This is a genomic window from Microbulbifer mixtoriginis (SeqCode) (assembly GCF_052466865.1).
Genome location: NZ_CP174293.1, coordinates 2347994 through 2370786, shown reverse-complemented (window position 1 = coordinate 2370786; position 22793 = coordinate 2347994). Strand labels below are relative to the sequence as shown.

At 48.2% G+C, this 22793-nt stretch carries 19 protein-coding genes; 4 read left to right on the top strand and 15 right to left on the bottom strand.

Annotation, left to right across the window (positions count from 1 at the left end; genetic code table 11):
• Positions 1–15: 15 nt before the first annotated feature.
• From ACJJJA_RS10885 to ACJJJA_RS10830, 12 genes are all read right to left on the bottom strand, one after another.
• On the bottom strand, positions 16–456 hold the full coding sequence (locus ACJJJA_RS10885; RefSeq protein WP_444904590.1) for a hypothetical protein: 441 nt from the start codon (positions 454–456) through the stop codon (positions 16–18).
• A 93-nt stretch (positions 457–549) separates the two neighbouring features.
• On the bottom strand, positions 550–996 hold the full coding sequence (locus tag ACJJJA_RS10880) for a GNAT family N-acetyltransferase (protein ID WP_444904589.1): 447 nt from the start codon (positions 994–996) through the stop codon (positions 550–552).
• A 50-nt stretch (positions 997–1046) separates the two neighbouring features.
• Positions 1047–1508 (bottom strand): GNAT family N-acetyltransferase, encoded by a 462-nt coding sequence (locus ACJJJA_RS10875; RefSeq protein WP_444904588.1) that lies wholly within the window; start codon positions 1506–1508, stop codon positions 1047–1049.
• Positions 1509–1676: 168 nt separating this feature from the next.
• On the bottom strand, positions 1677–2144 hold the full coding sequence (ybaK, locus tag ACJJJA_RS10870; protein WP_444904587.1) for a Cys-tRNA(Pro) deacylase: 468 nt from the start codon (positions 2142–2144) through the stop codon (positions 1677–1679).
• 410 nt (positions 2145–2554) lie between these two features.
• Complete coding sequence (locus ACJJJA_RS10865; RefSeq protein ID WP_444904586.1) at positions 2555–3208, bottom strand: hypothetical protein; 654 nt, start codon at positions 3206–3208, stop codon at positions 2555–2557.
• Positions 3209–3392: 184 nt separating this feature from the next.
• Complete coding sequence (locus tag ACJJJA_RS10860) at positions 3393–3929, bottom strand: hypothetical protein (RefSeq protein WP_444904585.1); 537 nt, start codon at positions 3927–3929, stop codon at positions 3393–3395.
• A gap of 90 nt (positions 3930–4019) precedes the next feature.
• Entirely contained in the window at positions 4020–4442 is a 423-nt protein-coding gene (locus ACJJJA_RS10855) for a hypothetical protein (RefSeq protein ID WP_444904584.1), read from the bottom strand.
• 302 nt (positions 4443–4744) lie between these two features.
• A complete protein-coding gene (locus ACJJJA_RS10850; protein WP_444904583.1) occupies positions 4745–5179 on the bottom strand; it encodes a hypothetical protein in 435 nt (144 codons plus the stop codon).
• A gap of 98 nt (positions 5180–5277) precedes the next feature.
• Positions 5278–5757, bottom strand: coding sequence for a DUF2059 domain-containing protein (locus ACJJJA_RS10845; RefSeq protein WP_444904582.1), 480 nt, complete (start codon positions 5755–5757; stop codon positions 5278–5280).
• Positions 5758–7056: 1299 nt separating this feature from the next.
• Positions 7057–7521: a DUF2489 domain-containing protein gene (locus ACJJJA_RS10840; RefSeq protein WP_444904581.1), complete on the bottom strand. Its 465-nt coding sequence runs from the start codon at positions 7519–7521 to the stop codon at positions 7057–7059.
• Positions 7521–8450, bottom strand: coding sequence for an AEC family transporter (locus ACJJJA_RS10835; RefSeq protein WP_444904580.1), 930 nt, complete (start codon positions 8448–8450; stop codon positions 7521–7523). The genes ACJJJA_RS10840 and ACJJJA_RS10835 overlap by 1 nt, the downstream gene beginning before the upstream one ends.
• Positions 8451–8456: 6 nt before the next feature.
• Positions 8457–9875 carry a DNA recombination protein RmuC gene (locus tag ACJJJA_RS10830; RefSeq protein ID WP_444904579.1) on the bottom strand — a complete coding sequence of 473 codons (1419 nt, stop codon included), beginning with the start codon at positions 9873–9875 and terminating at the stop codon, positions 8457–8459.
• 31 nt (positions 9876–9906) lie between these two features.
• Between ACJJJA_RS10830 and murI the strand changes: the two genes are divergently transcribed.
• From murI to ACJJJA_RS10815, 3 genes are all read left to right on the top strand, one after another.
• Positions 9907–10947: a glutamate racemase gene (gene murI / locus ACJJJA_RS10825; RefSeq protein WP_444904578.1), complete on the top strand. Its 1041-nt coding sequence runs from the start codon at positions 9907–9909 to the stop codon at positions 10945–10947.
• 98 nt (positions 10948–11045) lie between these two features.
• The gene (locus ACJJJA_RS10820) at positions 11046–13745 is read left to right on the top strand and encodes a PD-(D/E)XK nuclease family protein (RefSeq protein ID WP_444904577.1); all 2700 of its coding nucleotides are present in this window, start codon (positions 11046–11048) and stop codon (positions 13743–13745) included.
• On the top strand, positions 13742–17200 hold the full coding sequence (locus ACJJJA_RS10815; RefSeq protein WP_444904576.1) for a UvrD-helicase domain-containing protein: 3459 nt from the start codon (positions 13742–13744) through the stop codon (positions 17198–17200). The genes ACJJJA_RS10820 and ACJJJA_RS10815 overlap by 4 nt, the downstream gene beginning before the upstream one ends.
• Positions 17201–17391: 191 nt before the next feature.
• Here ACJJJA_RS10815 and ACJJJA_RS10810 read toward each other — a convergent pair whose 3' ends face one another.
• Positions 17392–17763, bottom strand: a complete 372-nt coding sequence (locus ACJJJA_RS10810; RefSeq protein ID WP_444904575.1) for a hypothetical protein — start codon at positions 17761–17763, stop codon at positions 17392–17394.
• Positions 17764–18005: 242 nt separating this feature from the next.
• Positions 18006–18515: a hypothetical protein gene (locus ACJJJA_RS10805; protein WP_444904574.1), complete on the bottom strand. Its 510-nt coding sequence runs from the start codon at positions 18513–18515 to the stop codon at positions 18006–18008.
• Positions 18516–19196: 681 nt separating this feature from the next.
• Here ACJJJA_RS10805 and csrA point away from each other — a divergent pair.
• Positions 19197–19376, top strand: coding sequence for a carbon storage regulator CsrA (gene csrA / locus ACJJJA_RS10800; RefSeq protein ID WP_444904573.1), 180 nt, complete (start codon positions 19197–19199; stop codon positions 19374–19376).
• Between the two features lie 704 nt (positions 19377–20080).
• Here the strand turns inward: csrA and ACJJJA_RS10795 are convergent.
• Entirely contained in the window at positions 20081–22324 is a 2244-nt protein-coding gene (locus ACJJJA_RS10795) for a hypothetical protein (protein ID WP_444904572.1), read from the bottom strand.
• Positions 22325–22793 lie beyond the last annotated feature (469 nt).

The following is a 22793-nucleotide window of genomic DNA, read 5'->3' as shown; positions in this document are numbered from 1 at the left end:
TTCTTGACAGCTTGGTTAGGCCTCGCTGGATAAACGCTCCCATGACTGAAGCAAGCCTAGCAAGTAGGTTACACCTAAAGTAAAGCACAATGCTGAACTAACAAGCCAAAAGGTTAATGAGTTATCTGGAAAAGCCGGCATTATAAAGTAAAAACCGAGCGCCCTCACAAGCAACACTAGAGATATAAGTGTAAGCCCTGTGCGTAATAATGGGAGTCTGAGTATATGGCCAACCCCGGAAAAAGCATACGCAGACCAAACTAGCAAAACACTCACAATAATCCCTGTAACTATTGTAGGATAAGAATCTCCAGCTTCAGCCATTTGAGCCATTGCCTCTCCGGCACCTAAAAATCGATACCATTCCGCACCAAACAGAATACAACCAACATGCAACCCTGTAATGATCAGAGTAAGTATTCCCGCCAATCCCAAATAATTAAGCCTACCAGTCATATTTAATTCCTTAGAAAGAGCTAGGCCAGCGCCTGGTAAAGCTAGGGCAACCTCTGGGAGCCCTGTAGGGCCGGAGTATTAAGCATCGAGATGCTAACATTTCTTATTTGAACAAACCATTTCGATAGCCTGCACCGGCGTACCATTGTATTCAGCAGTGAACTCTTTAGTTGTTTCAAATCCAACCTTTTTATAACACTTGATTGCAGGCCAATTAGATTTTGCAACAAACAACTTAGCTTGGCCACTGATCTTTGTTAGCAGAAACTCAAGTATCGACTTCCCTACCCCTTCCCCTCTGGCACTCGGACATACAAACAGAGCTCGAATTTCTTGCTGGAACATTGCGCCATAGCCAAGAATTGTTTCATCTTCGTAGACGTAAATATCTGACTCCCTTAGCGCTGACAGCCTCTTCGCATCTTTTTCCAACGGTAGAAACTCAAATTCCACAGCTTCAAATCTAAGCTCATCTAACTTAGAGAGAGTATAGATCTCCAAGATTCTTGGAAAGTCTGTAGCAATGAACGTTCGAATCATCCTGAGTACTAAATTTTCTAGTGTCTATCAACATTGATTTTTGAACAATGTTATTTCAACTTGATTTTATACGTTGTAAATTTACTGCCATATATTTCAGACTCATGAATATCCTCAGCGATTTTCTCCAAGAACTTATAAATAGGACGAGTGTGATGGAAGTTGACTAATACCTCATCATGATTAAGCTCCCGCGCCCACCTCATTAGATCTTGAAACACTATTCTGCCTACCCCCCAAAACTGGTCATCAATGACAATCGCGATCTCATACTTTCCACATTCTTGTTGAATCCCACACCAACCAGCTAATTCATCATCAACAATAATGGCTCTAACTCTACAACCAGCCTCTTTATCTACCTCTATTTTTGAATGCATCCATTCTGTTACTGTTTTAAGTGTAAATATCTCATGCTCAATCAGATGCTTTCTTGTCTTATGGCCATTTAATATAGGCAGAAATTTGTGCGGATTTACCTCGCTAAATTTTAGATATTCGATAGCTTTCATAGTATTTTCAGCTTTATTGTTCGCAATGGTGTATCAATCCCCATTACCAGCACACCCCTTGTGTAGTTTGAAACGTATGGAATTGCTAAGTTTAGCCCTTGAAAGTTTGTACTTTGATCATAATCACTCCCCTACTAGTTTAATCACTCAATACAATTAGATATGTAATTACTGACATATTTCAGAAAAAACTCCGCTGACAAGACTTGCTAAGTCATCAGGAGCCAGCTCTATTTCAAGCCCCCTGCGGCCCGCACTAATATAAATCGTAGCGTTATTTCTAGCCGAAGAATCAATGATGGTTTTAAGTCGCCTTTTTTGACCTAATGGGCTAACACCTCCTAACACATAACCAGTTGATCTTTCTACATCTGATTTTGGAGCCATTGTGGCTTTCTTAGCGCCAGCAGATTTTGCTAAGAGCTTCATACTGAGCATTGATGAAACAGGAATTATCCCAACGGCCAGCTCTTTGTTTTCCAGGCTAACAACTAGTGTTTTGAAGACCCTAGACTCGTGCACCCCTAATTTTTCAGCAGCCTCCAATCCGTATGATTCACTCGATGAATCATGCGTGTATTCATGTACTTTATGAGAGATTTTAGCCTTCTTGGCCATAGAAATCGCTGGTGTCATTTTACTCCTGAGCCTCTAATATCCGTAACTGGGGCGACAGGCAAGTAGCATTACTATCTCACTGAAAACCAAAGGTCTGCTACAACCTATTAGTATTTATGCCTTGCCATACCTTATCAATTAGCCACCATAACAGATTGCAGCTCTCAAACGAATGTAGCAATCGAAATCTGATAATGTAAATATGAAGAAATCTATAGAACCCTGACCGATGAGTTTAGAGTAGAATTTTTACGGCTGAGAAGGTTTCCATAGATACCAAAGGAACCCCCCGCTAAGTTTCTTTCCTAATCTTTTAGATTCAGCCCTTACATTACCTAAAATTTTATACAGCCCAATGCTGAAAATTCGCATCAGGTATTCCTAGTGCAGCACATAAGCGAAATAAAACTGCGATTACTAATTTTATATTAAGAGGACTGATTGATGCGTGGTATCGCCCAACGTACAACCCCTGCAATCCATAGAAACCCTATAAGGCCCCCTAAATAGACATTCATAGTTCCCCCCGGGGCTATAAAGCCTTTGTGACCGAATACAGTAATCGTCTCAATTGCCTGCTCTACAAAGAAAATGATACTGAGCCATGTAAGCCAACGCGGGATCTCAACATATTTATCAAACCCTACAACAAGGAAAGCTACCGCCATCGCAGTTGTTGACCCATTCACCAAAGGTCCCCAATAAGAAGATATGTCAAAGAGTGTGCGAGCAACTGCAGGCTCTAATCCTTCAGGATGCAGTGCCAATCCTGCCCATAGCCAAGCCTGCACCTGGGCAGTGATAGCAAACCCTAGTACACCTGCCAGAAAGATATACCTACTCGGCTTTGGTAACAGAGCTGAAACCTGCCCACCAAAGATAGCGAGGCCAAGAGAAAAGAAAGCGGCTGTCCAAGCATAAAATCGAGCATTCGATCCATTATTTAAAAACCAATGGACTATTTGCTCACCACTAGAATCGATAGTTGGATACGAGCTGCCTAATGCGACAAAACCGGCCACATAAAATGCACAAGTAATCAATATATTTATCAGTAAAATCTTTGACGGTTTTATGCTCATATAGGGCAGCCCCTTATGAAACGTGAAACATCACCATTTATAGACCTCTGTATCATAAATGATAACCACCCAGCCTAATAGAGATGTAATGACAGTCGCTTTAGCCGTCTATATTATCCTCCTGCGGCCTCTTAGCCAGATATAGGTTACACCACTTCGCCTATTAGTAGAATTCATATGGGGCTTAGCTTACAAGAGGCGGCTTAGTCTGGTTTTTTACTCTCCATACCACCCTTTCTAATCGAATTAGGTAAGCGCGCCTGTAGACAGCATAACTACCCCAAGCAGCACCAATTGAAGCGACACAGAAGATAATATAAAAGCTTGATAACGCTTGATACCTTACCATAAAGCTAACGGCAGTAAGCATACATAGAGCTGCCACACCAGCCACTTTCATTTTGCCGGTAATTATCGCATAACCTCTATAAACAGAAGAGTGATATAGCCCGCAAACTACCGAAACAACAATACATAAAATCAACCCCTCAATATCAAAATTAGGATTAGCCAAAACAATGAAGGGGAAAAGACACCCTGAAGCGGATGAAATTTTTTCTCCTTTAAAGCCAGCCTCCTCCCAAAAAATACTGTAAAGATGATTGGGATCTCGCTCTGACTCAGTTGACGCCTTTAACCAAAGCGGAATCAAAAAAATGACCCCAAACAGACCTAGGACAAGAAGACCAAATAAAATCACCCCAAGTAAAATATCATTCATAATCTAATTTGTACTTAAAACCTCAGGCGCCCACAGCTAAGAACTAACAACATAGAGTGCTGCTATCTGGTGACGATATTTATTAACTTATCAGCAGGATTCAACATGAAGCCTCCACTCAGGTGAATAGCGCGAGTAACTATAGTCTTCTGAGTATTCACTGATATAACTGTACCCGGGAACTCGCCCAGATACTTTGACCAGAAACTGCTGAAAGTTAGCAAGGATATCACCACTTCCGTATACTCTTAAAATGTTCCGGCTATTCCAATCATCCATTGAGAAGTAGTCGTTAGCCCTGTTCTGAAGAGCCGTAAAAAGCTCCTCTTTTGTTTCATCACAAATAATCTCGATTGATATTTCTGACTCAGACATCATGAGCATTGGCTTATTTGAACTAATAGCTATTCCAACAATATCAGCGAGCCGCAAGTAATCCTCTGAATTCGCATATAGGACAAGATCATCAATCAACCCACTTGACTGGAACATTTGTCTTGCTTCTATTTTCACTACTTTTCACCTAAATCAACTACAAACGTTAACCAGAACTTGACTACCCGACCCCGGTAGGCCTGTGCACCAGATAATATCAACAACAAATATTGATATTCCGATTTTGGATAACTCACCCAGAACTTCCAACTCAGTGAAGGTCAATCAAGATAGCCACTTAAATAAGGGAAACTGAACCCAATATAGTTTATCAGCGTCTTCCATCACAAAAATGGCAGCCAGGTAAAATGTATTATTCATTTCCATTTCGATCTTTATTATTCGAACTTAATGACAAATCGTCTCACTTGCGAATTACTTCATGCGCCTTCGAAAATCCGAAGGGCCTTCTCACCCAGCCAAACCATAAAACCAAAGATTAGGCAGCTAATACCACCACCAAGCACTGCGGAAACCAATGCACTAATACCGTGTACTTGCTCACCATTTGCGATGATTGTTCCAAAACCAAAAAATCCTAGAATACCAAGAAGCAACCATAACAACCCAATACTGCAACAGCATGCTAAAAAGCAACGTTTGAAAGTAAATGTGTTTTGACTTTCATCCATCGCCCCCTGCAAAGGGGTGGATCCAGACAACTTCACAATCTGAGCATTTAGCTCTTGAATCTCCACTCTCTTCTTGGATAGTTCAGACTGAAGCTCACTATATTTTTCTCGGTACTTTTCCTGATCTATTCCATCAATAGCTTCTTGCAACTCTTGAATGGTGTAATCTTCAACTTTCTTCATAGTTAACACGTCATTTATCTCAGCTTTTACAAATGGCAGGAGCGCATCACAATATAATATATGGAAAATTAATTTAGCCCCCAAGCACCCCTCAATTCTTAATCAAGCCCCTCCAGCTTTTCTTTAAACTCTTGATCTATCGCAGCTAATTGCGGAAGTATAGATTGAACCTGACCCTCTGATATCTTTGTTATGCCCGCCACAATCTCTGGAAAATTTTTCAAAAAAGCCTTTCCTTGATCACTTTTATAGAATGCCAGTATACTTTTCAGCTCTTCTTCCGAGAATACACTTGCGTACAAATCTGCATACTGCCTCTTTACTTCCTCGGACTGAAAAGTAGAGAAGAGTAGATTATTGATTTCTTCCATGTACTCCCTTATTAATGGCTTGGCTTTTTCAGGAATATCGAACTGCTCCAATTGACGAATTTGCATAGCACTTAGATTCCGAACTATAACATCCGTTTGAGAATCAAAATCCATAATCGCCATCAACTCCATAGCCAAATCAACCTTAGGCTGCTGAGCAGACACCCCCATAGAAATAAACGCAACCAAAAATAATATACTTTTCACTTTAACCTCTATACTTCACCTTGAAAATTAAACACATCAATCAATTAAACTGTTAAGATACTGAATTAATACCTCATGCTTATTATCTGGCACAACCTTAACAAACCTCACCAGTCCAAACAGTGAGCCTTCGGGCCCTAAGAACCCATCCATAAAATATTCACATATTTGACTAACATTATTTCTTTGGCCGAAGGGCACATCTTCAAACTCCTGAATATATCCAGCCACAATTTTAAATACCGGAAAAATATTTTTGCAGGAAACCCCTGCAATTCCTTCTAGAATATTATCTTTCCTTTTTTGTATTATTCATAACCAACCACCAATGACGTAGCACCCAGCGAATGCGATCTCCCAGTGAGGTCAAGGGTGCAACAGAAAATCCAGCGCTCTACTTTGGCTTGTTAGTCATTAACCGTCCGAATGAATCTCTTTGGGTCCGAAGGATATAGTCTAAGCTCTTTTCTCTGACCATTTTTTTCATATAAGAGCAAAACTCCCACCGAACACTTCTCAACTTTTACAAGATCTATTTTCTTCAACTGGCACTCACACCCCCAAATCTCTGGCAAGAAAAATAGCGAAAATGGAAAGTGAGGGCCAATTTCTATTTCTCTCTCTGTGATTTTAATCCACAAGCAATTACTAGCCCCGCCAAGCACTCGAAAGATACTTAATGAGCAACCTGAAACCCACTTATCCACATAAGTTGCACCTTTCATACTAGGTCGAAATATATGCTTCCCGTTTGCTTTTCGAAAAATAATGGAGAAAAAGAGGACTATTAATACTTCCATACGCTTTATATCAGCTAGCAATTAACTCTATGCAGACGCTCTTATAACACCCTTCTCTACATCTCTAACCGGCTTAAATAGCAGAAATAAGAGCTTCAGCAAATGAAAGCTATCGACGATAGAGTCACCTGGTAGACAGATAACACCGGCTCTTTACATATTCGCTTTCTTTACTTTAGATAAAACTGCTAATTTCATTAAAAATCAATGAGTTAGCCCACTTCCAAGTGCGGCAAACAGACGAAGCTGGTTTTGGCTTTAGATACCTTGAGCGGATTAGGCTAAAAAGCAGGCTAGATGTCAACTTATAAACATATCTAAGCTGGCGTTTACAATTGATAGCAGGTGAGTTAACTGGGATATATTTTCACAAATATGAGATTTAATAAAAAATTAATTCAAGTGGCGATTTAGACTGGCTTTAGAGGAAAGACTTCACCTAATCTCAACGAGCAGATTTCTGCTCGCTGAGTACTTTTTCACTTGTCAGTTTTTGAGTTCAAAAAGTACGACCCGAAATACGCTTAGCTGCATCTAGGGCGAAATCTTTATAGTCTGCTTCCACTTGCGCCATCTCCAGCTCATATTGAAATTGCTCTTTGCGAGGGAGTGCTTTCCATTCTTTTAGAATTGGAATATGGCTGGTTTTTTCTGCAATGGTGTAGAAAGCAACAAACTCTTCTCGCACACTATCTTCCACCTGAAGCGCATCCAGAAGTACGCGGATGCGAATGGAAGCTTCGGTAAGCCCTACTCCATCATCCAACAGGGTGCGGGCAATAATCTGGATGCTGTCGTTTACTCTTTCGCGCTGATCTTCGGCAGCTTGCTCTAACTCCGCCAGTTGTTCGGCCTGTTTCTTTTGCGCTACTGATAGTTTGCGTAGATAGTAGCCAGCCACAATAGCGAGAGCAAAAATGATTACTGCTGCAAGAATAAGCAACCAGGTTGGGAAAACGGTCATTAAAAGTACACCTTAAGCAATGCCAGCCCGATACTGGCAGTAACAACAGAAAGCAATGTGCTGAGCCCCACAATATTCGCCGTAAGCTGGCTGTTCCCGCCCATCGCATGGGCCATTACAAAGGCCGAGATCGCACAGGGAGCACCCGCCATCAGGATCAAATATCCCAAGTACTCAGGGCTCATGCCCAATGCCAAACCAATCAACAGGCAGACAATCGGGGCAACAACCAGTTTAAGTAATGAGGCCGCCAGCGCCGTAGGGGAACTGCGCATCAGTGTTCGCATTTTCATACTGGCACCAATACAAATAAGCCCCAATGGCAAGCCCACAGATGCAAGATACTGAATGGTATCGTGCAGCACCTCCGGCAACCTTACAGCCAACAAACGGCACACAATGGCTGCGATTACACCGAGGATAAGAGGGTTCTTGACCAGCTCCCACAGCATCACCCGCCAGCCAAATTTTCTGTCCTTATTGTAAAGCACGAAAAGAGCGACGGCGATAACATTAAACTGAATCGTAAGTGCCGCGACCAACCCTGCGGAATTGGAAACACCCTCACTTCCGTAGGCTTTTTCGATCCAGGCAAGGCCGACAATCGCCACATTTCCACGAAAGGCTCCCTGGATAAATGCACTGCGATCCATTGGCGCTACCGGCCGCGCCAGCAACCATGCCAACGGGAGCATTACAAAAGTGCCGAGAACCCCTGCTACCAGTAGGTCTATTTCTTGCGCGGGGCTGGTATCCGAGGAATAGATATTAATAAAAAGCAGTGCCGGCAAGGCTACGTGGAAAACAAGCCTTGAAGCATCATCAATAAAGCTGTCCCGAACTATCCCTTTATACTTGAGCAGGTATCCGCCAATAATCATCAGGAAAATCGGCCCTGTGACTGATAGCGCGAATACAAGATTTTCCATAAAAAGTTATTCTTCCGCAGCAGTTTCCTCAGCCTGTGGCAAACCCTTTACCTCGGGCTGATCCGCTCGTTCCCTTAAGTCCGCAGAGATCTGTTTACGGGTTTTAGCACCCAGCTTGCGCAAGCTGTCGATACGCTTCACCGCATTACCACGCCCTGTCGCCAGTCGCTTGTAAGTCTGCTGGTAGGCGTCATCCGCTTGGCGTAAGCGGTCACCAAGAACGTCCAGTGACTCCAGCACCATAGCAAACTGATCGTGCAGCTTGCCGGCTTCGTCAGCGATTTTTTCCGCGTTCTTGTTTTGTTTCTCGTAGCGCCAGATATTCTCGACGGTACGCAGGGTCGCCATCAGGCTGGTGGGGCTCACCAGGACAATTTGCTTCTCATAAGCGAAACGGAACAGGTCCGGGTCCGCCTGCATCGCCAACATATACGCAGCCTCAATAGGCACGAAAATAAAGACGAAATCCAGGGTGCGCACACCCTCCAGCTGCTCGTAGGCTTTCTTGTTAAGGCCGGTGATATGGGCGCGCAGGGAATTCACATGCTGTTTCAGGGCTTGGGTGCGCTCCTCATCGGTTTCCGCCGAGCTGTAGCGCTCGTAATCCACCAGGGAGACCTTGGAATCGATAATCAGGTCTTTGTTTTCCGGCAGGCGCACAATCACATCTGGCTGGCGCCTGCGGCCATCACTCGTCAGCGTGACTTGCGTTTCGTATTCGCGACCCTTCTGCAAGCCGGACTCCTCCAGCAAGCGCTCCAGCACTACTTCACCCCAGTTACCCTGGATCTTGCGATCTCCTTTCAGGGCCGAAGTCAGGTTCAGGGCCTCATCACTGATGCGCTGGGTTTGCTCGCGCAACGCTTTAATCTGCCCCAGCAGGCTGTTGCGCTCAGCATTTTCGCGATCGTAGACATGTTCTACTCGCTTACGGAAATCCCCCAGCTGGCGCTCCAGCGGATCGAGACTTTTGCGCAGGCTGTCTTCACTGCGGCGCACGAAGCTCTGCTGCTTCTCTTCAAAAATCCGGTTGGCCAGATTCTCGAACTGCTCACCCATGGCAATACGCATTTGCTCCATCAGCTTGCGCTGCTCCGCCAGGGCCGCCTCCCCTTTTTCTACCAGTACCTGGCTGCGGGTCAGCTGTTGTAACTTAGCCGCCAGCTCACCGCGCAGCGTATCCACCTCTTCACCCAATTGAGTTTCCCGCTCGCGGCTGGTATCCAGGCGTGCCTGTATGACTTGCTGCGCCGCTAAAGTTTCTCTCTGAGCTGCTACCGCCTCCTGCTGCGCTGTTTGCGCTTGCAGGATTCTTCTGCGCCCAGCAGAACGGCCCACCCAGAAAGCGAGCCCCAGCAAGATCAACAAGGCGATAGCCGCCAATAGCGCGTGATCGGCGTTCAATTGCAGCGGGAACGCTGGCATATAGAGGTACTCCCAGACCCGGAATAGAAGTGTGAAGCAGGCTTCTGCTCAGACCAAGCGCCCGCAATCGACATACCCACTACTAGCCGTGGGCGAGGCGGCCATTCTAACAGCTTGGCCAGGGAAAGTACTCTTAACCCCAATGAAGCCTACCGAGGATGCGTGGCGCAGCAGTAACTTACAAAGGGTTTTAGGGTATTCTTGGAGGATTGGTTTCGATGTTGGTACTCCAGAACGCATGCACAAACACAGCGCCCACCCAGATAGCCCAGCCCCCAGCGCCCTGATCTTTGATTCCGGCGTGGGCGCCATCAGCATTGCGCGGGAGATCCGCCGCCTGATGCCGGGCCTGACCTTGCACCTGGGTGTGGACAACGGATTTTATCCCTACGGCAATAAAAGCGAAGAGGAGCTGCGCCCGCGGATCGTCCAGCAGGCCCAGGCCATGATGGAACACTGCGGGGCCGATATTTTAGTGGTGGGCTGCAATACTGCCAGCACCCTGGCCTTGCCCCAACTGCGCGAATCCCTGAAGAAACCCGTAGTGGGCGTTGTGCCCGCGGTGAAACCCGCCGCTGCCGCCAGCCGTTCCCGCACCATTGCCCTGATTGCCACCGAAGGCACCGTAAACCGCCGCTACACCCGCGAACTGATCGAGCAATTTGCTAACGGCAACCGGGTAATTAATGTGCCCGCACCGGAGTTGGTGCATCTGGCGGAAAGCAAACTGCGCGGCGAAGCCATCACCGCAGAGGATTTGGAGCCGGTCTTGCACCGCGTATTCCACACCGCCGGCGGTAACCAAGTGGATATTGCCGTATTGGCCTGCACCCACTTTCCCCTGCTGCGAGAAGAACTGGACCAGTTCGCCCCTCGCTCAATCCAATGGCTGGATTCCGGCGAAGCCATCGCCCGGCGAGTGCGCTGGTGGCTGGAAGAACTTGAGCTGATACTGCCGGATGCCCCAAATACTGGCCGCCTGATTACCAGCACGGTTGACCTAACCGGCAATATCGAACGGGCCTTCCGCGAGTTCGCCCCGGTTGCCGAACCCCTCGCATCCAACAACTAAGATCGCCAAAATGATGAGAACTGCGCACCTGGGTTGACAGTTCCGTCACAAACCGCGACCGTTCCCCGAATAACAAGCCCTAACCGGTACCCGAATTCATGCTGAAGCCGGCATTTCCCGCTCTCGAAATATTTGCGCAGCTTCCCCCCGGAGGACTGCTGCTCACCCCCAACAACCGTTTGCGCAACCGTTGCCAACAGGTGTTTGCCGCGCAGCAGTCGCCCGGTGCCTGCTGGATGCCGCCGCCGGTGGAATCCCTGCGAAGCTGGCTGGACAAGCTCTGGTTCCAGCTGCAACAACGCAACTGGCAGCCCGCCTTGCAGCAGGTATTGAATCGCGAGCAGCGGCAGTTACTCTGGCAACGCGCCCTGGATGAGTCCCTGGACCGGCAACTGCTCAACAGCCAGCAACTGTGCCGGGATGCCGATAGCGCCCTGGCGCAGCTGCTCCAATGGCAGCTGATTTCCGATCTCTCGCAAATAGATGAAGCGCTAACTCCCCTACTGGAACAGTTCGCACTCTCTATGCGTAGCGACGAGCTGCCGCTGTGCGTCATGATCAAAGCCTTTGCCACTGAGCTTCAGGCCCACAGCGCCATCACGCCAGACCAGCGCGATCAATTGATCCTGCGCGCATTCCAGGAAGGCATTCTGGAACCCGTCGCGCAAATTGATACCGCCGGCTTTGCCCAGATTTCGCCCCTCGCCAATGCCCTGATTCACGCAGGTGCCGCAAGCGTTTTCGAAAGGCCGGGAATCTCCCAGCAGAGCGAACTGTCCGCAGCCGCCTGCGCCGATTTAGATGAAGAACTCTACCAAGCAGCTCTTTGGGCCGGGCAAAAGCTCGCCGAAAACCCCGGCCACAGCGTAGGCATAGTGGTAAACAATCTGGGCCAGTGCCGCGCGCAGGTGGAAGCGGTATTTTCCCGTGTGCTCGAACCCCAATACCTGGACCCGCAGCAACCGCGCTACACACTGCCGTTTAACTTCTCCGCCGGTACGCCCCTGGCACAGACACCGGTCGGCAGCGCCGCCCTACAATTGCTATCGCTGCTGCAAGACGAATGGGATTACCCCCAATTGCAAAATATCCTGTTCAGCCCTTTCTGGGGTGACGACAGTGAAACCTGGCTGCGCAGCGCCCTGTTTCGCCGTTTACAAAAACTGGAACTGCGACGCATCGACGGCGCAACCCTGCGCTACTGGGCCGAGCGCAGCGCAGAAGTCCTCCACTTGGAATCACCGCAACTGCCCCGCCAGCTGGAACAAATGGCCGAACGCGCCCGGCGCTGGCAGCGAGCGCCCGCTGAAATTTGGGCCGCGCGCTTTTCCGAAACACTTACTGCATTAAATTGGCCCGGCAACCGCAACCCGGACAGCCAGGAATACCAGCAGCTGATGCAATGGGAATCCATCCTGGAAGAGTTCGCCGCACTCAGCGCCTGCGGTGGCAACCTTACTCTCACCCAGGCCCAGCAATTGCTGCGTCAGATTGCCAGCCGCACCCCCTTCCAAGCGGAAACCCGCGATGGCCCCCTGCAAATTCTCGGGGTACTGGAAGCCGGCGGCCTCGCCTTCGATCACCTGCGCCTGGTCGGCTTCGGCCAGCAGCAATGGCCGCCGGCACCGGCACCCAATCCGCTGCTGCCAATTCAATGGCAAAAACACTGGAAGATGCCCCGCGCCAGCGCCGAGCGGGAATTGGAACTGGCCCGCGAACTCACCGCCGACTTGCTCAATGCCAGCGGCGATATCGTCGTGAGTTACACCTGTGAAGAAGACGGCGTTCAGCAGGGACTGAGCAGCTTGTTTGAAAGCCCGCAACAAGCCCAGCACTTTGCCGAAGGCGCCCTGCACAATCACTACAGCCAACTGGCGCAAGCCTGCCAGCTGGAAAAAATCGAAGACAAAAAGCTACCGCCACTCACCCCCGCCGAATGCGAGCGGGTGCGCGGCGGTGCCTCTGTGCTCAAGGCCCAAGCCCTGTCCCCGCTAAATGCGCAATTGCGTTTCCGCCTCGGCGCCAGCAGTTTTACCCAACCGGATATCGGCCTCGGCCCCGCCGAGCGCGGTAATGTGGTGCACCAGGTGCTGGCGGAATTCTGGCAACAGTGCGGCACCCTCACACAACTGCAAGCCATGGACGACGAGCAACGCCAAGCGCAAATCGAACGCGCAGTGGAGCGCTCCCTCGGCAGTGTGCGCAAAAAATACAATCACCTGCCGATCGGATTTTGGGCCATGGAAAAGCAGCGCCTGGAGCGCCTGCTGCAACAATGGCTGTCCGTCGAACTGGACAGGCCCAATTTCTCCGTAGAAAAAGTCGAATGGGAACAAGCCGTGGAAATCGGCGGGCTGCACTTTAACCTGCGCCTGGACCGATTGGATCAACTCGCCAGCGGCGAACAACTGGTAATCGATTACAAAACCGGCGTCCCCAGTATTCGCGACTGGCTTACCCAGCGCATCCGCGAACCCCAGCTGCCGCTCTACGCCCTCTTCCAACCGGACGCCCACGCCATCGCCTTCGGCCAGGTGCGCAACGGCGACTGCAAATGGAATGGCTGCGGAGACCTGGAGCACCCCATCACCGGCATTAAAGCCGTGGGCGATACGGAAAAGGAATCCCCCTACGGCACCTGGAGCAATCTGGTGGAGCACTGGCGCTACAGCCTGGAATCCCTCGCCACCGAATATCGCAGTGGTGTAGCCACCCTCGCCTTTGATCGCCCCACCGATAACAACAGTGAACTCTGGCCCCTAAACCGCTGGCCGGAAAGGGAGCAAATAACCGAATGAACGAAGTTGTGACCACTCCCGCCCTGCGCCGCCCCATCGATGCCGACGCCCGCAGCCAAGCCCTGGATATCAGCCGCAGCTTTGCCGTATCTGCCCCGGCAGGCTCCGGTAAAACCGGCCTGCTCACCCAGCGCGTATTAAAGTTGCTCGCCGCCTGCCAACAACCGGAAGAAGTGCTGGCCATTACCTTCACCCGCAAAGCCGCCGGTGAAATGCGCGAGCGCCTGATCGACGCCCTGCACAGCGCCCGCGACCAAGCCCGGCCAGACAACCCCCACGATGCCATCACCTGGGATTTGGCCCGCGCCCTGCTGGAGCGGGATCGCGAACTGGAATGGGAATTGCTGCAAACACCCCAGCGCCTGCGCATTCAAACCATCGACGGCCTCTGCCGCAGCCTCGCCAGCCAACTGCCGATCGAAAGCGGCCTTGGCGCACCGGGTGAACCCCTGGAGCGCACCCAAATCGCCTTCGAACTGGCCGTGGTGAACCTGCTCAAACACCTCGATGGCGAAACCCCAGATGCAGACCTACAGCAACTACTGCTCCACCTGGACAACGACCTGGGCCAGCTCAATAAGCTACTGCGCATTTTGTTGGACAAGCGCGAGCAATGGCTCGGCCCACTTTTGAGCGTTAACTTCGATGGCGCCCAGGACTATTTCCATTTTGTTATCGACGAACTGGTAGCAGAAAAACTGCAAGATCTCACCACAGCCCTCGGCAGTGTCGCCGGGGAACTGCTGGAGCTGGCCAGTTATGCCGGCGGCAATTTACAAAAGGAAAACCCCAGCCACGGCCTGTGCCTCTTCGCCGAACTGGACGATTTCCCCAGCACAGATAGCAGCGGTCTGCCCGCCTGGCTCGCCCTCGGCAGCCTGCTCCTCACCACCACCGGTGATCTGCGCAAAGGCGGCGGCATCAATAAAAAACTCGGTTTTGGCCTGCCGGATAAAAAAGATCCCGAACGCCCCATCGCCGAAGAATACAAACAGCGCATGAAAGACCTGCTGGCAGAACTGGCCGGCAACGAACCGCTGCTCTCCGCCCTGCGGGAAGTGGGCAAGCTTCCCAGCGGACTGCAACAGAGCCAATGGCAACTGCTGCAAGGGCTCGCCCAGGTACTGCCCAAATTGGTCGCAGAATTAAAGCTGGTCTTCCAGCAGCTGGGCGCCACCGACTATACCGAAGTGGCCCAAGCCGCATTGATCGCCCTGGGCGATAGCGATAACCCCACAGACCTGGCCCTGAAACTGGACCTGCAAACCCAGCATATTCTGGTGGACGAGTTCCAGGACACCTCCCACACCCAGCTACAACTGCTGGAAAAACTCACTACCGGCTGGCAGCAGGGAGACGGCCGCACCCTATTTATTGTCGGCGACGGCATGCAGTCCTGTTACGGCTTCCGCAATGCCAACGTGGGTATTTTCCTGGATGCACGCGAACGCGGTATCGGTGAAGTGCCCCTGGAAGCCCTCGACCTCCAGGTAAATTTTCGCTCCGAAAGTGCGGTAGTGAACTGGGTCAACGAGACTTTCCAAAGGGCTTTTCCGCAAGCGGACAATATCGGTCGCGGCGCTGTGCGCTATCTGCAATCCGAAGCGTTTAAAGGCAGCAAATGGGCCGAGCCCTCGGTGAATTTCTACGGCTGCATCGATGACGAAGACCGCAACCGCGAAGCCACTCAAGCGGTTGAGCTGGTGCAGCAATTACAAGCGCAAGATCCGGAGAGCCGCATCGCTATTCTGGTGCGCAAGAAAAAACATCTACAAAAGATTTTGCCAGCCCTAAGCGCCGCCAATATCGCCTTCCAGGCCCCAGAGCTGGCGCCACTCGCCAGCAAAATGGTGGTGCTGGATTTACTCAGCCTCACCCGCGCCCTGCTCGATCCCAGCGACCGAATCAGCTGGCTGGCCGTACTCCGCGCCCCCTGGTGCGGACTGCTATTGCCAGACCTTTACACCCTGGCCAACTGGGGCAATGGGGATATCACCGCAACCGATACCAGCGCACGCCCATTATTAATGGCCTTGGAGGAAGTGGAAGATATCGCCCTGCTCAGCGACGAAGGGCGCACGCGCCTGGCCCAAGTGGCCCCCAAACTGCTGCACGCCTGGCAACAGCGCGGCCGCAAATCCTTGCGCACCTGGATTGAAGGGCTCTGGCTGGAACTGGGCGGCCCCGCCACCGTCGCGCAAAAATCCGACCTGAATAATGTGCAGGATTTTCTGCAATTATTAGAAGCCTTCGATACCGGCGGAGCCATTACCGACTGGCAACAGTTCACCCTCGCCCTGGAACAGCTCTACGCTCGCCCCGCCCAGGATGCCAAAGTGCAGGTGATGACCATTCACAAATCCAAAGGGCTGGAGTTCGAACACGTACTGATCCCAGGCCTGGACCAGGGCGGAAAACCCGGCAGCGACCAACTGCTGCGCTGGAGCGAATGGCTCAACCGCGAAGGCGAAAGCCGCTTCCTGCTCGCTCCCAAAAACGCGCGCGGCGGCCGCGACCCGGTTTTTGAATACCTGAAGCACGACAACAGCGAACGCGAACGTCTGGAAGGCACCCGCCTTTTGTATGTAGGCTGCACCCGCGCCATCCGCTCACTGCATCTTTTAGCCTGCATCAACCGGGATGAAAAAAAGGGCCACCTAAAAGCCCCCGGCAGCGCCGCCCTACTCGCCGGCATCTGGCCCAGTGTTTTGCACCACCAGGAAAGCGACTGGTGCCACTGGCTGGAAGCGGAAGAACCCCTGCTCAACCAGGGCGAAGCCAGCAGAGATCACGACTACCTACTGCGCCTGCCCAACCAATGGCAACCCCAAGCCATGCCCCGGCAGGAATGGCTGGCCCAATACCGCATGCCAGACTACCAACCCAAAACCGAGGAAGAAGACAATACTCCCGAACTGGGCCAGGTAGCCCTGCGCTGGTTAAAACACGCCGGCACCATAGCCCACGAAACCCTAGCCACCATTGCCGAGACCAACATTAACGACTGGACACCCAGCAAACTGGAAGCCCAACGCCCCCTATGGCAACTGCGCCTAAAGCAATTGGGGCTATCCGCCACCAGCCTGGACCGCGCCGCCGAGAAAGTGGAAATCGCCGTACGCAACAGCCTCAACTGCCCCACCGGCCGCTGGCTCTTAGATGGTTCACTAAGGGAATCCGCCTGCGAACTGGAACTCCACAGCGGCGGCCGGCAGTTACGGCGCTCCATTGTGGACCGCACTTTTATCGACAATGAAGGAACTCGCTGGATTGTCGATTACAAAACCGCAGAGCCCAGTGGCGAGGAAAACCAGGAAGAGTTTATTGCGGCTCAGCTGGAGCAGTATCGGAATCAGTTGGAGAATTACCGTAAGCTCTTTTATGCGCGGGGGGAGCGGAATATTCGGTGTGCGCTGTATTTTCCGTTGATGCAGAGGTTGGTGGAGTTGGATTAGGGTGCGCTAGGCATAGTGCAGGGCTCGCACCTGCACTTTTTATATAGTGGTAAGAAATAGGCCATCTCCGAAACTACGCCTATTAGGTTTGACCCAAATCGTGCGCAACAGAAACCTGATTTACCTGGTTCAGCCAGGTACCCGTAGCAAATAAGTCATATAGTATTTGAAAACTATCAATCTTCCTCACTTCAGCTAGAGAAATACCGATAAATCTTTAAAGCAAGAAATGGAATGAAAAATACTGCTACAAAAATATGTCTTTCTCCCATAGTTATGCCAAAACTATCAATATAGATTGGCAAATGCTTTTCAAGAGAATAGAAAATAACGGCAACCAAAACCAAAGAAGCCGTCAAAATTAATGACTCAATATTATATTTCTGTTGAGTTAGCTTAAACTTACTAGCCAAAAAATTGCTTACAAATAGACCTGCAATTAAAACAGGAAATTTTATATATAGGACCTCTTCATTTACAAGCAACATACAAAACATGAACGGCAATATTGATAAGCCGACAGCTTTGATGAAAATAACTTCTTTTCGTATATATTTCCCCATCAATCAAACCTCTTCAAAAATCTAACAAAACTCACATAGTTTAAGGCCGCCAAAACACCTAGCGGATTTAATCAGCCTCTCTTTATGGGTCACAACAGAGCTGGTCGAACAATCCTTAAACCAAATGGCATATTCTTTTGACAACACAGATTTATCTCTGGGCCTTTTATGTATCCCATCACCTAAAGATCAATCTCTATGTAGATAAGTATGCCTTTCAAGCTTATATATTTTCATACAATCTAATTGCAATTTGTATGCACAGAGTTCCCTACAGGCTTCACTATACAATTAACACTGTTATTCTGACTTTGAGCCCACGCAGACCAAAGAGCTGCTATAGCAGAGTTTTGCGCTGCATTAGCTTGTTGCTGTTGAGCTCTTATTGCTTGTAATTGGAGTGCAAACTGTAAGTCTTTATCTAAATTAGCATGCGATGATTGTCGATTTATGGATATATTATATTCTCCTGTTGCACTACCACATAGTTTAATAGGGTCAACAATCGAGATTGCCCCACTAACCCATTGAGCCCGAAACCCCTTAACAAGATAACAACCCTCGGAGTCTATATGTCCCTCCAAAGCATCAGGATTGTAAACCACAGAAACAGGGGTCATCCCATAGGGCTTTTCTGTGTCTATTTCTGTGATGTAAGCACCCTCTGGCTGAGAAAAAATGACCATAGTTGCTTGATTAGAGCAGCCACAAAGAATAGACAATAGCGAAATCATACAAATTATTTTTATCACACTAAGTCTCCGCATTTCTTAGAAACCCCTATCTAAACTCTCAGTCACAGTCTAAATCAAATTATAGGTTCTCTCTTGAACAGCATCCTAAATCTACTTCAGGGCTTTTTAAATTGGATCTCATCAATGTCACTTCAGTACCTCACACAATAAATCTAATAATAAATCGAAGACTTCGAAAGTGAAATATAGGCGCAGAAATAATCTTATTGGAATTTATTAGGTTTTTCCCCGCGTCCAAGCCGCGTAAAATCGATAAACATCTATCAGCATTGTAGGCCATGGCTAAAACTGATTCTTAAAGGCCTGCATCGCAAGAGGCTCAAAGAATTTTCTAACAGAGTCATGCCGTCAAAAGGGGAACAGTAACTTGAAGTAAGAATAGAGAAAAGGCACTGACCCAAGGTGCTGCAACACCAGGGGCCAGCTAACCAAATTGATAAACACACTATCAAGATGGCTGTATGCATACTACGCTAGAAACCCGCTCGTCTTCAATAAAGTGGAGCACAATCAGCAGCTTGGAGCGACTCCCCAAGCTCTGGGAGCCTAGCGCCCGCCTTTTCCTATTCTGCGCCCACCGCCCCCGCGCCCCACCCCACTCTACCTCCAGGCATCACTTACCAAGCTTCCCCACCAAGGAATGCCCACCCACAGCTTGAGTATCGCTAGGAAACAAACATGCTGATCCTAAAGCGCCGAACTGGCGAAAACCTAAGAATTGGAACGAATGTCTCGATCACAGTGTTGGAAGTGAAGGGAAATCAAGTAAAGATAGGCATCCGCGCCCCCAAATCCCTCCCCGTCCATCGGGAAGAGATCTATGTGCGCATCAATAGAGAACAAAAAGTAGGCAATTGAAGGTGTTGAGGATAGACTCTCCAAGGATGGAGACCACATCCGTGCCCAATATAGTGAGGCCAAGCATTCTTAGGCAGTAAGATACACCAAGCTTTGATTGTCGCACTAATGAAATGAGGGTGTAGAAAAATTCTACCTCACTTGTTACATTGTGCTTCTACGTGAAAAATAGCTTACTTACCAGTAAAAACTAAATCAGAACTCACGTAGAAACACCCTACTTGGTCCGTATCTGAAGAGTCCTAGATACACACAGGTTTTTCTGCAGCCTAAGCGCCGTAGTCAGTGGGCCAGCACAATGCGGTATTTATGGTGAAACTGCATAGTGATACCATAAAAAATACAAAGTGTAACCGGCTCGACTACGCTACCTAATTATATATTGCAGTTTTTACAAGTAGTACGAGCAACACCCACCAACTAGAGTGGTGAACAAGATTCTGATGATCAGAGAAAAATATTGATATCGATGACTTAAAACAGAGTAAACTCAATAGCTTGTAAAGATTCTTAAGCTCTGAATTTTTTCTCCATTCTGCGCCGACCGCTCTCGCAGTCTCGCCCACTCCACTTCGACAGAAAAATGAATGGAAAAATTATAAATAGTCGAGAAACAGCAAATAGTAGATAACCCCTCCTATTTGCTGTCTATAATACACCTTTGAAGAACAAGAAACTTTTTCGAACTAGTGGAAAGCTATTGTCTATTCAGCACTCTTCGAGTGGTAAACCATCGCTTGCCACTTGTTCTGCTGACCACCACCATAGTTTTCAAAGGTTGGATTTTTGATGTAGCTCCAAGCTACTTTGCCATTACCCATATACATTGGCTCATCCAATCCTCCCCAACCATGATTAGGCAACTGAATCGGTCCTTCAAGAACATTCAAGTCCACATCAATTTCCATCACGTAATAGGCTTTCGGAACCAAAAGACGCAGTGATTTTGGGCTGTAAATCCGATCATAAGGCAAGTTATCTGAAATACATTGGAACTTGGCATACCCAAACAAATAACGACCATTTTTTAGATCAACTAGCTGAGGATCACTGATTTGACAATCATTATCTTCTACCAACCACTTAAAGGCCTGCCCATCAATACTTCCCTTCTCGCTAACTTTTGCTATGCCAATACGAGTAAGAGAGGAAGAGTCTAAATTACCACCAGAATAGAGCCCCTGACGTGCTATGGATGGAAAATCATCGCTTTTTGGGTACCAATACTTATAGTTCATATATGAGAAGAAACAATTAAATTCATCATAGGCACTACAGTCGTCCTCAAATGGACCTTCACCACTAGGATCCACTTTCACTTCATCTCGCAGAAATCGCTCCATATCCGCATCTTCAATAAACTTGGGAGAGACAATAACAGATAAATTAGTTACTTCATCCACAGGCACTACGGTATGTCCACCACCGTTAGATACCATCGCAGAAGTAGATGGTATAAAATGGTTTGGATACCCTTCAAAGGAATTACTCCATTCCATTTTTATAGATATATTACCGAGTTGACCATGAGTAGCTTTGATTGAGTCGTTCCAATCAGAAGTACAAATTGCTCCATAGCTCTCAGTGTGTGAGCTATAAAATGATCGAATGTTTAATACATGGCCGTTTCCACAAGCCCAGTCCCAACCTCGATTATCCGAGCCACTCATTTTCAATGACCAATCATTTCGATTAATTACTGTCAGACCTGCCGAGTAATGGGAGTCTCCATAGTTATCAAAAACACGCGCAGATACAGAGAAAGCATAACTGGAACGCTCTTGACTGTCTGTATCAACATAAATTAGCTCCTCAGTGCCTACATGTGTACCACCATGCATTTTATTGACAATATAAGCCTCCGGTATCTCATTCAGAGGTTCATTATCCCATTCCAACAACCAGATTTGATCATTAAATTTATAAGCATTTTTGCGTACATGTTGGAGAAAATCTGCATGATCAGTTTCAGAAAGATTATCAATGATATACTTCATTTCCTCCTGCATTTCAGAACCTTTAATAGTGGCAAATGAAGGAGAATCACCAAAATCAGTATCCGGAAAATTATCCTTCAAACCTGGAAGGAAATCTTCAAACTTGAGTGTAGGATGATCAGTAAAGAAACTGATATATTTTCCATGATTATTTGAAATCATCAAGCCAATATTATTACTAATTAGTGACTCAATTTTATCGATATTATCCTCAACTTTCATATAGCCAGCGCCATACTTCTCGATAAGGTCCCCTTGAACTTCATATCTTTCATGCGCTCGATATTCAGTATTACAGAGTACCGCCACACGTGAGCAGTCCTTACTGACAGCAATGCCATGAGATTCATAACACTGCTTTAAAATTGAAGCATTACCAGTCTGGTCAAAACTCGAGGTTTCAGGATTATATTTCAGCTCATATACGGAGCCATAAGTCGAATCATCGGCACTAGCACCTTCCGATAAAGTAGTCGAGACGAACATACGTGGTGTCTCAGTATCGGTCGCACAAGTTGCCACATAGTTACGAATGGGAATATTGATATCGTTCTCATTCTGCTCACCATCGGTACGAGCAATGTAGTGAGCCATTTGATACACTTCTTTGGCGTTATTCATTGCTTCCGGTAGTGTAACATCCACAGCAGTCAGAGTAGCAAAGCCCAGCTCTGTTACTTCCACGTCCCCAACCATAACAGAAGTACCGACATTATCTGGAATTGGGGTATCATCCGAGCCACCTTGCCCACCATCAGAGCTCCCGCTATCATCTGAGCCCCCATTATCACCAGAGCCCCCATTATCACCAGAGCCCCCATTATCACCAGAGCTCGGTCCACTACTCGAGGGTTGCTCAGCATCTGTCGATGACCCTCCCCCTCCACCGCAAGCAGCCAGTAATGTAGTCAAGGCCAGAGCCATTAGTTTCTTGTTAAAAACAATTCCCATGAGATTTATTCGTCCAGTATGCCGCTGTAAATATAGTTATTGATCATTATTGGTCTTTGACTTGTATGTAAACCAAAGCCAACGCGACCTTATTAGCTCTGCAATCGTTTGTCTGTGAAACAGATAAACAAGAAAATGTCGATCACATCAACATTGTAAAAAATGAAGAGATCCACGTAGTTAATAAATAATCCAAAAGAAGGGGAATTGTCTATAAGTAAGAGTTTATCTCGAATTAACTATTGAAAAACCCAGGCTCATCCTTTAAATAGTCTAAAAAGGGGATAATATTAAATTAAAGAATACATTAATTAATGCTGATAAAGTTACATCAAAATCAGCCAATTAATAGCCTTGTTTGTTCCTAGATACTCACAATAACCGACATACCTGACGATAGGAAAGGGTACCAGCTAGCAGTAGGTGGTTAGCTTTCAGATAAACAAGCCAGGAACCACATCGGAACCTT

Bases quoted from the DNA above. Each gene is read 5' to 3' on its own strand.
- ACJJJA_RS10885 (WP_444904590.1), bottom strand. From the start codon at position 456: ATGACTGGTAGGCTTAATTATTTGGGATTGGCGGGAATACTTACTCTG.
- ACJJJA_RS10880 (WP_444904589.1), bottom strand. From the start codon at position 996: ATGATTCGAACGTTCATTGCTACAGACTTTCCAAGAATCTTGGAGATC.
- ACJJJA_RS10875 (WP_444904588.1), bottom strand. From the start codon at position 1,508: ATGAAAGCTATCGAATATCTAAAATTTAGCGAGGTAAATCCGCACAAA.
- ybaK (WP_444904587.1), bottom strand. From the start codon at position 2,144: ATGACACCAGCGATTTCTATGGCCAAGAAGGCTAAAATCTCTCATAAA.
- ACJJJA_RS10865 (WP_444904586.1), bottom strand. From the start codon at position 3,208: ATGAGCATAAAACCGTCAAAGATTTTACTGATAAATATATTGATTACT.
- ACJJJA_RS10860 (WP_444904585.1), bottom strand. From the start codon at position 3,929: ATGAATGATATTTTACTTGGGGTGATTTTATTTGGTCTTCTTGTCCTA.
- ACJJJA_RS10850 (WP_444904583.1), bottom strand. From the start codon at position 5,179: ATGAAGAAAGTTGAAGATTACACCATTCAAGAGTTGCAAGAAGCTATT.
- ACJJJA_RS10840 (WP_444904581.1), bottom strand. From the start codon at position 7,521: ATGACCGTTTTCCCAACCTGGTTGCTTATTCTTGCAGCAGTAATCATT.
- ACJJJA_RS10835 (WP_444904580.1), bottom strand. From the start codon at position 8,450: ATGGAAAATCTTGTATTCGCGCTATCAGTCACAGGGCCGATTTTCCTG.
- ACJJJA_RS10830 (WP_444904579.1), bottom strand. From the start codon at position 9,875: ATGCCAGCGTTCCCGCTGCAATTGAACGCCGATCACGCGCTATTGGCG.
- ACJJJA_RS10820 (WP_444904577.1), top strand. From the start codon at position 11,046: ATGCTGAAGCCGGCATTTCCCGCTCTCGAAATATTTGCGCAGCTTCCC.
- ACJJJA_RS10815 (WP_444904576.1), top strand. From the start codon at position 13,742: ATGAACGAAGTTGTGACCACTCCCGCCCTGCGCCGCCCCATCGATGCC.
- ACJJJA_RS10810 (WP_444904575.1), bottom strand. From the start codon at position 17,763: ATGGGGAAATATATACGAAAAGAAGTTATTTTCATCAAAGCTGTCGGC.
- csrA (WP_444904573.1), top strand. From the start codon at position 19,197: ATGCTGATCCTAAAGCGCCGAACTGGCGAAAACCTAAGAATTGGAACG.
- ACJJJA_RS10795 (WP_444904572.1), bottom strand. From the start codon at position 22,324: ATGGGAATTGTTTTTAACAAGAAACTAATGGCTCTGGCCTTGACTACA.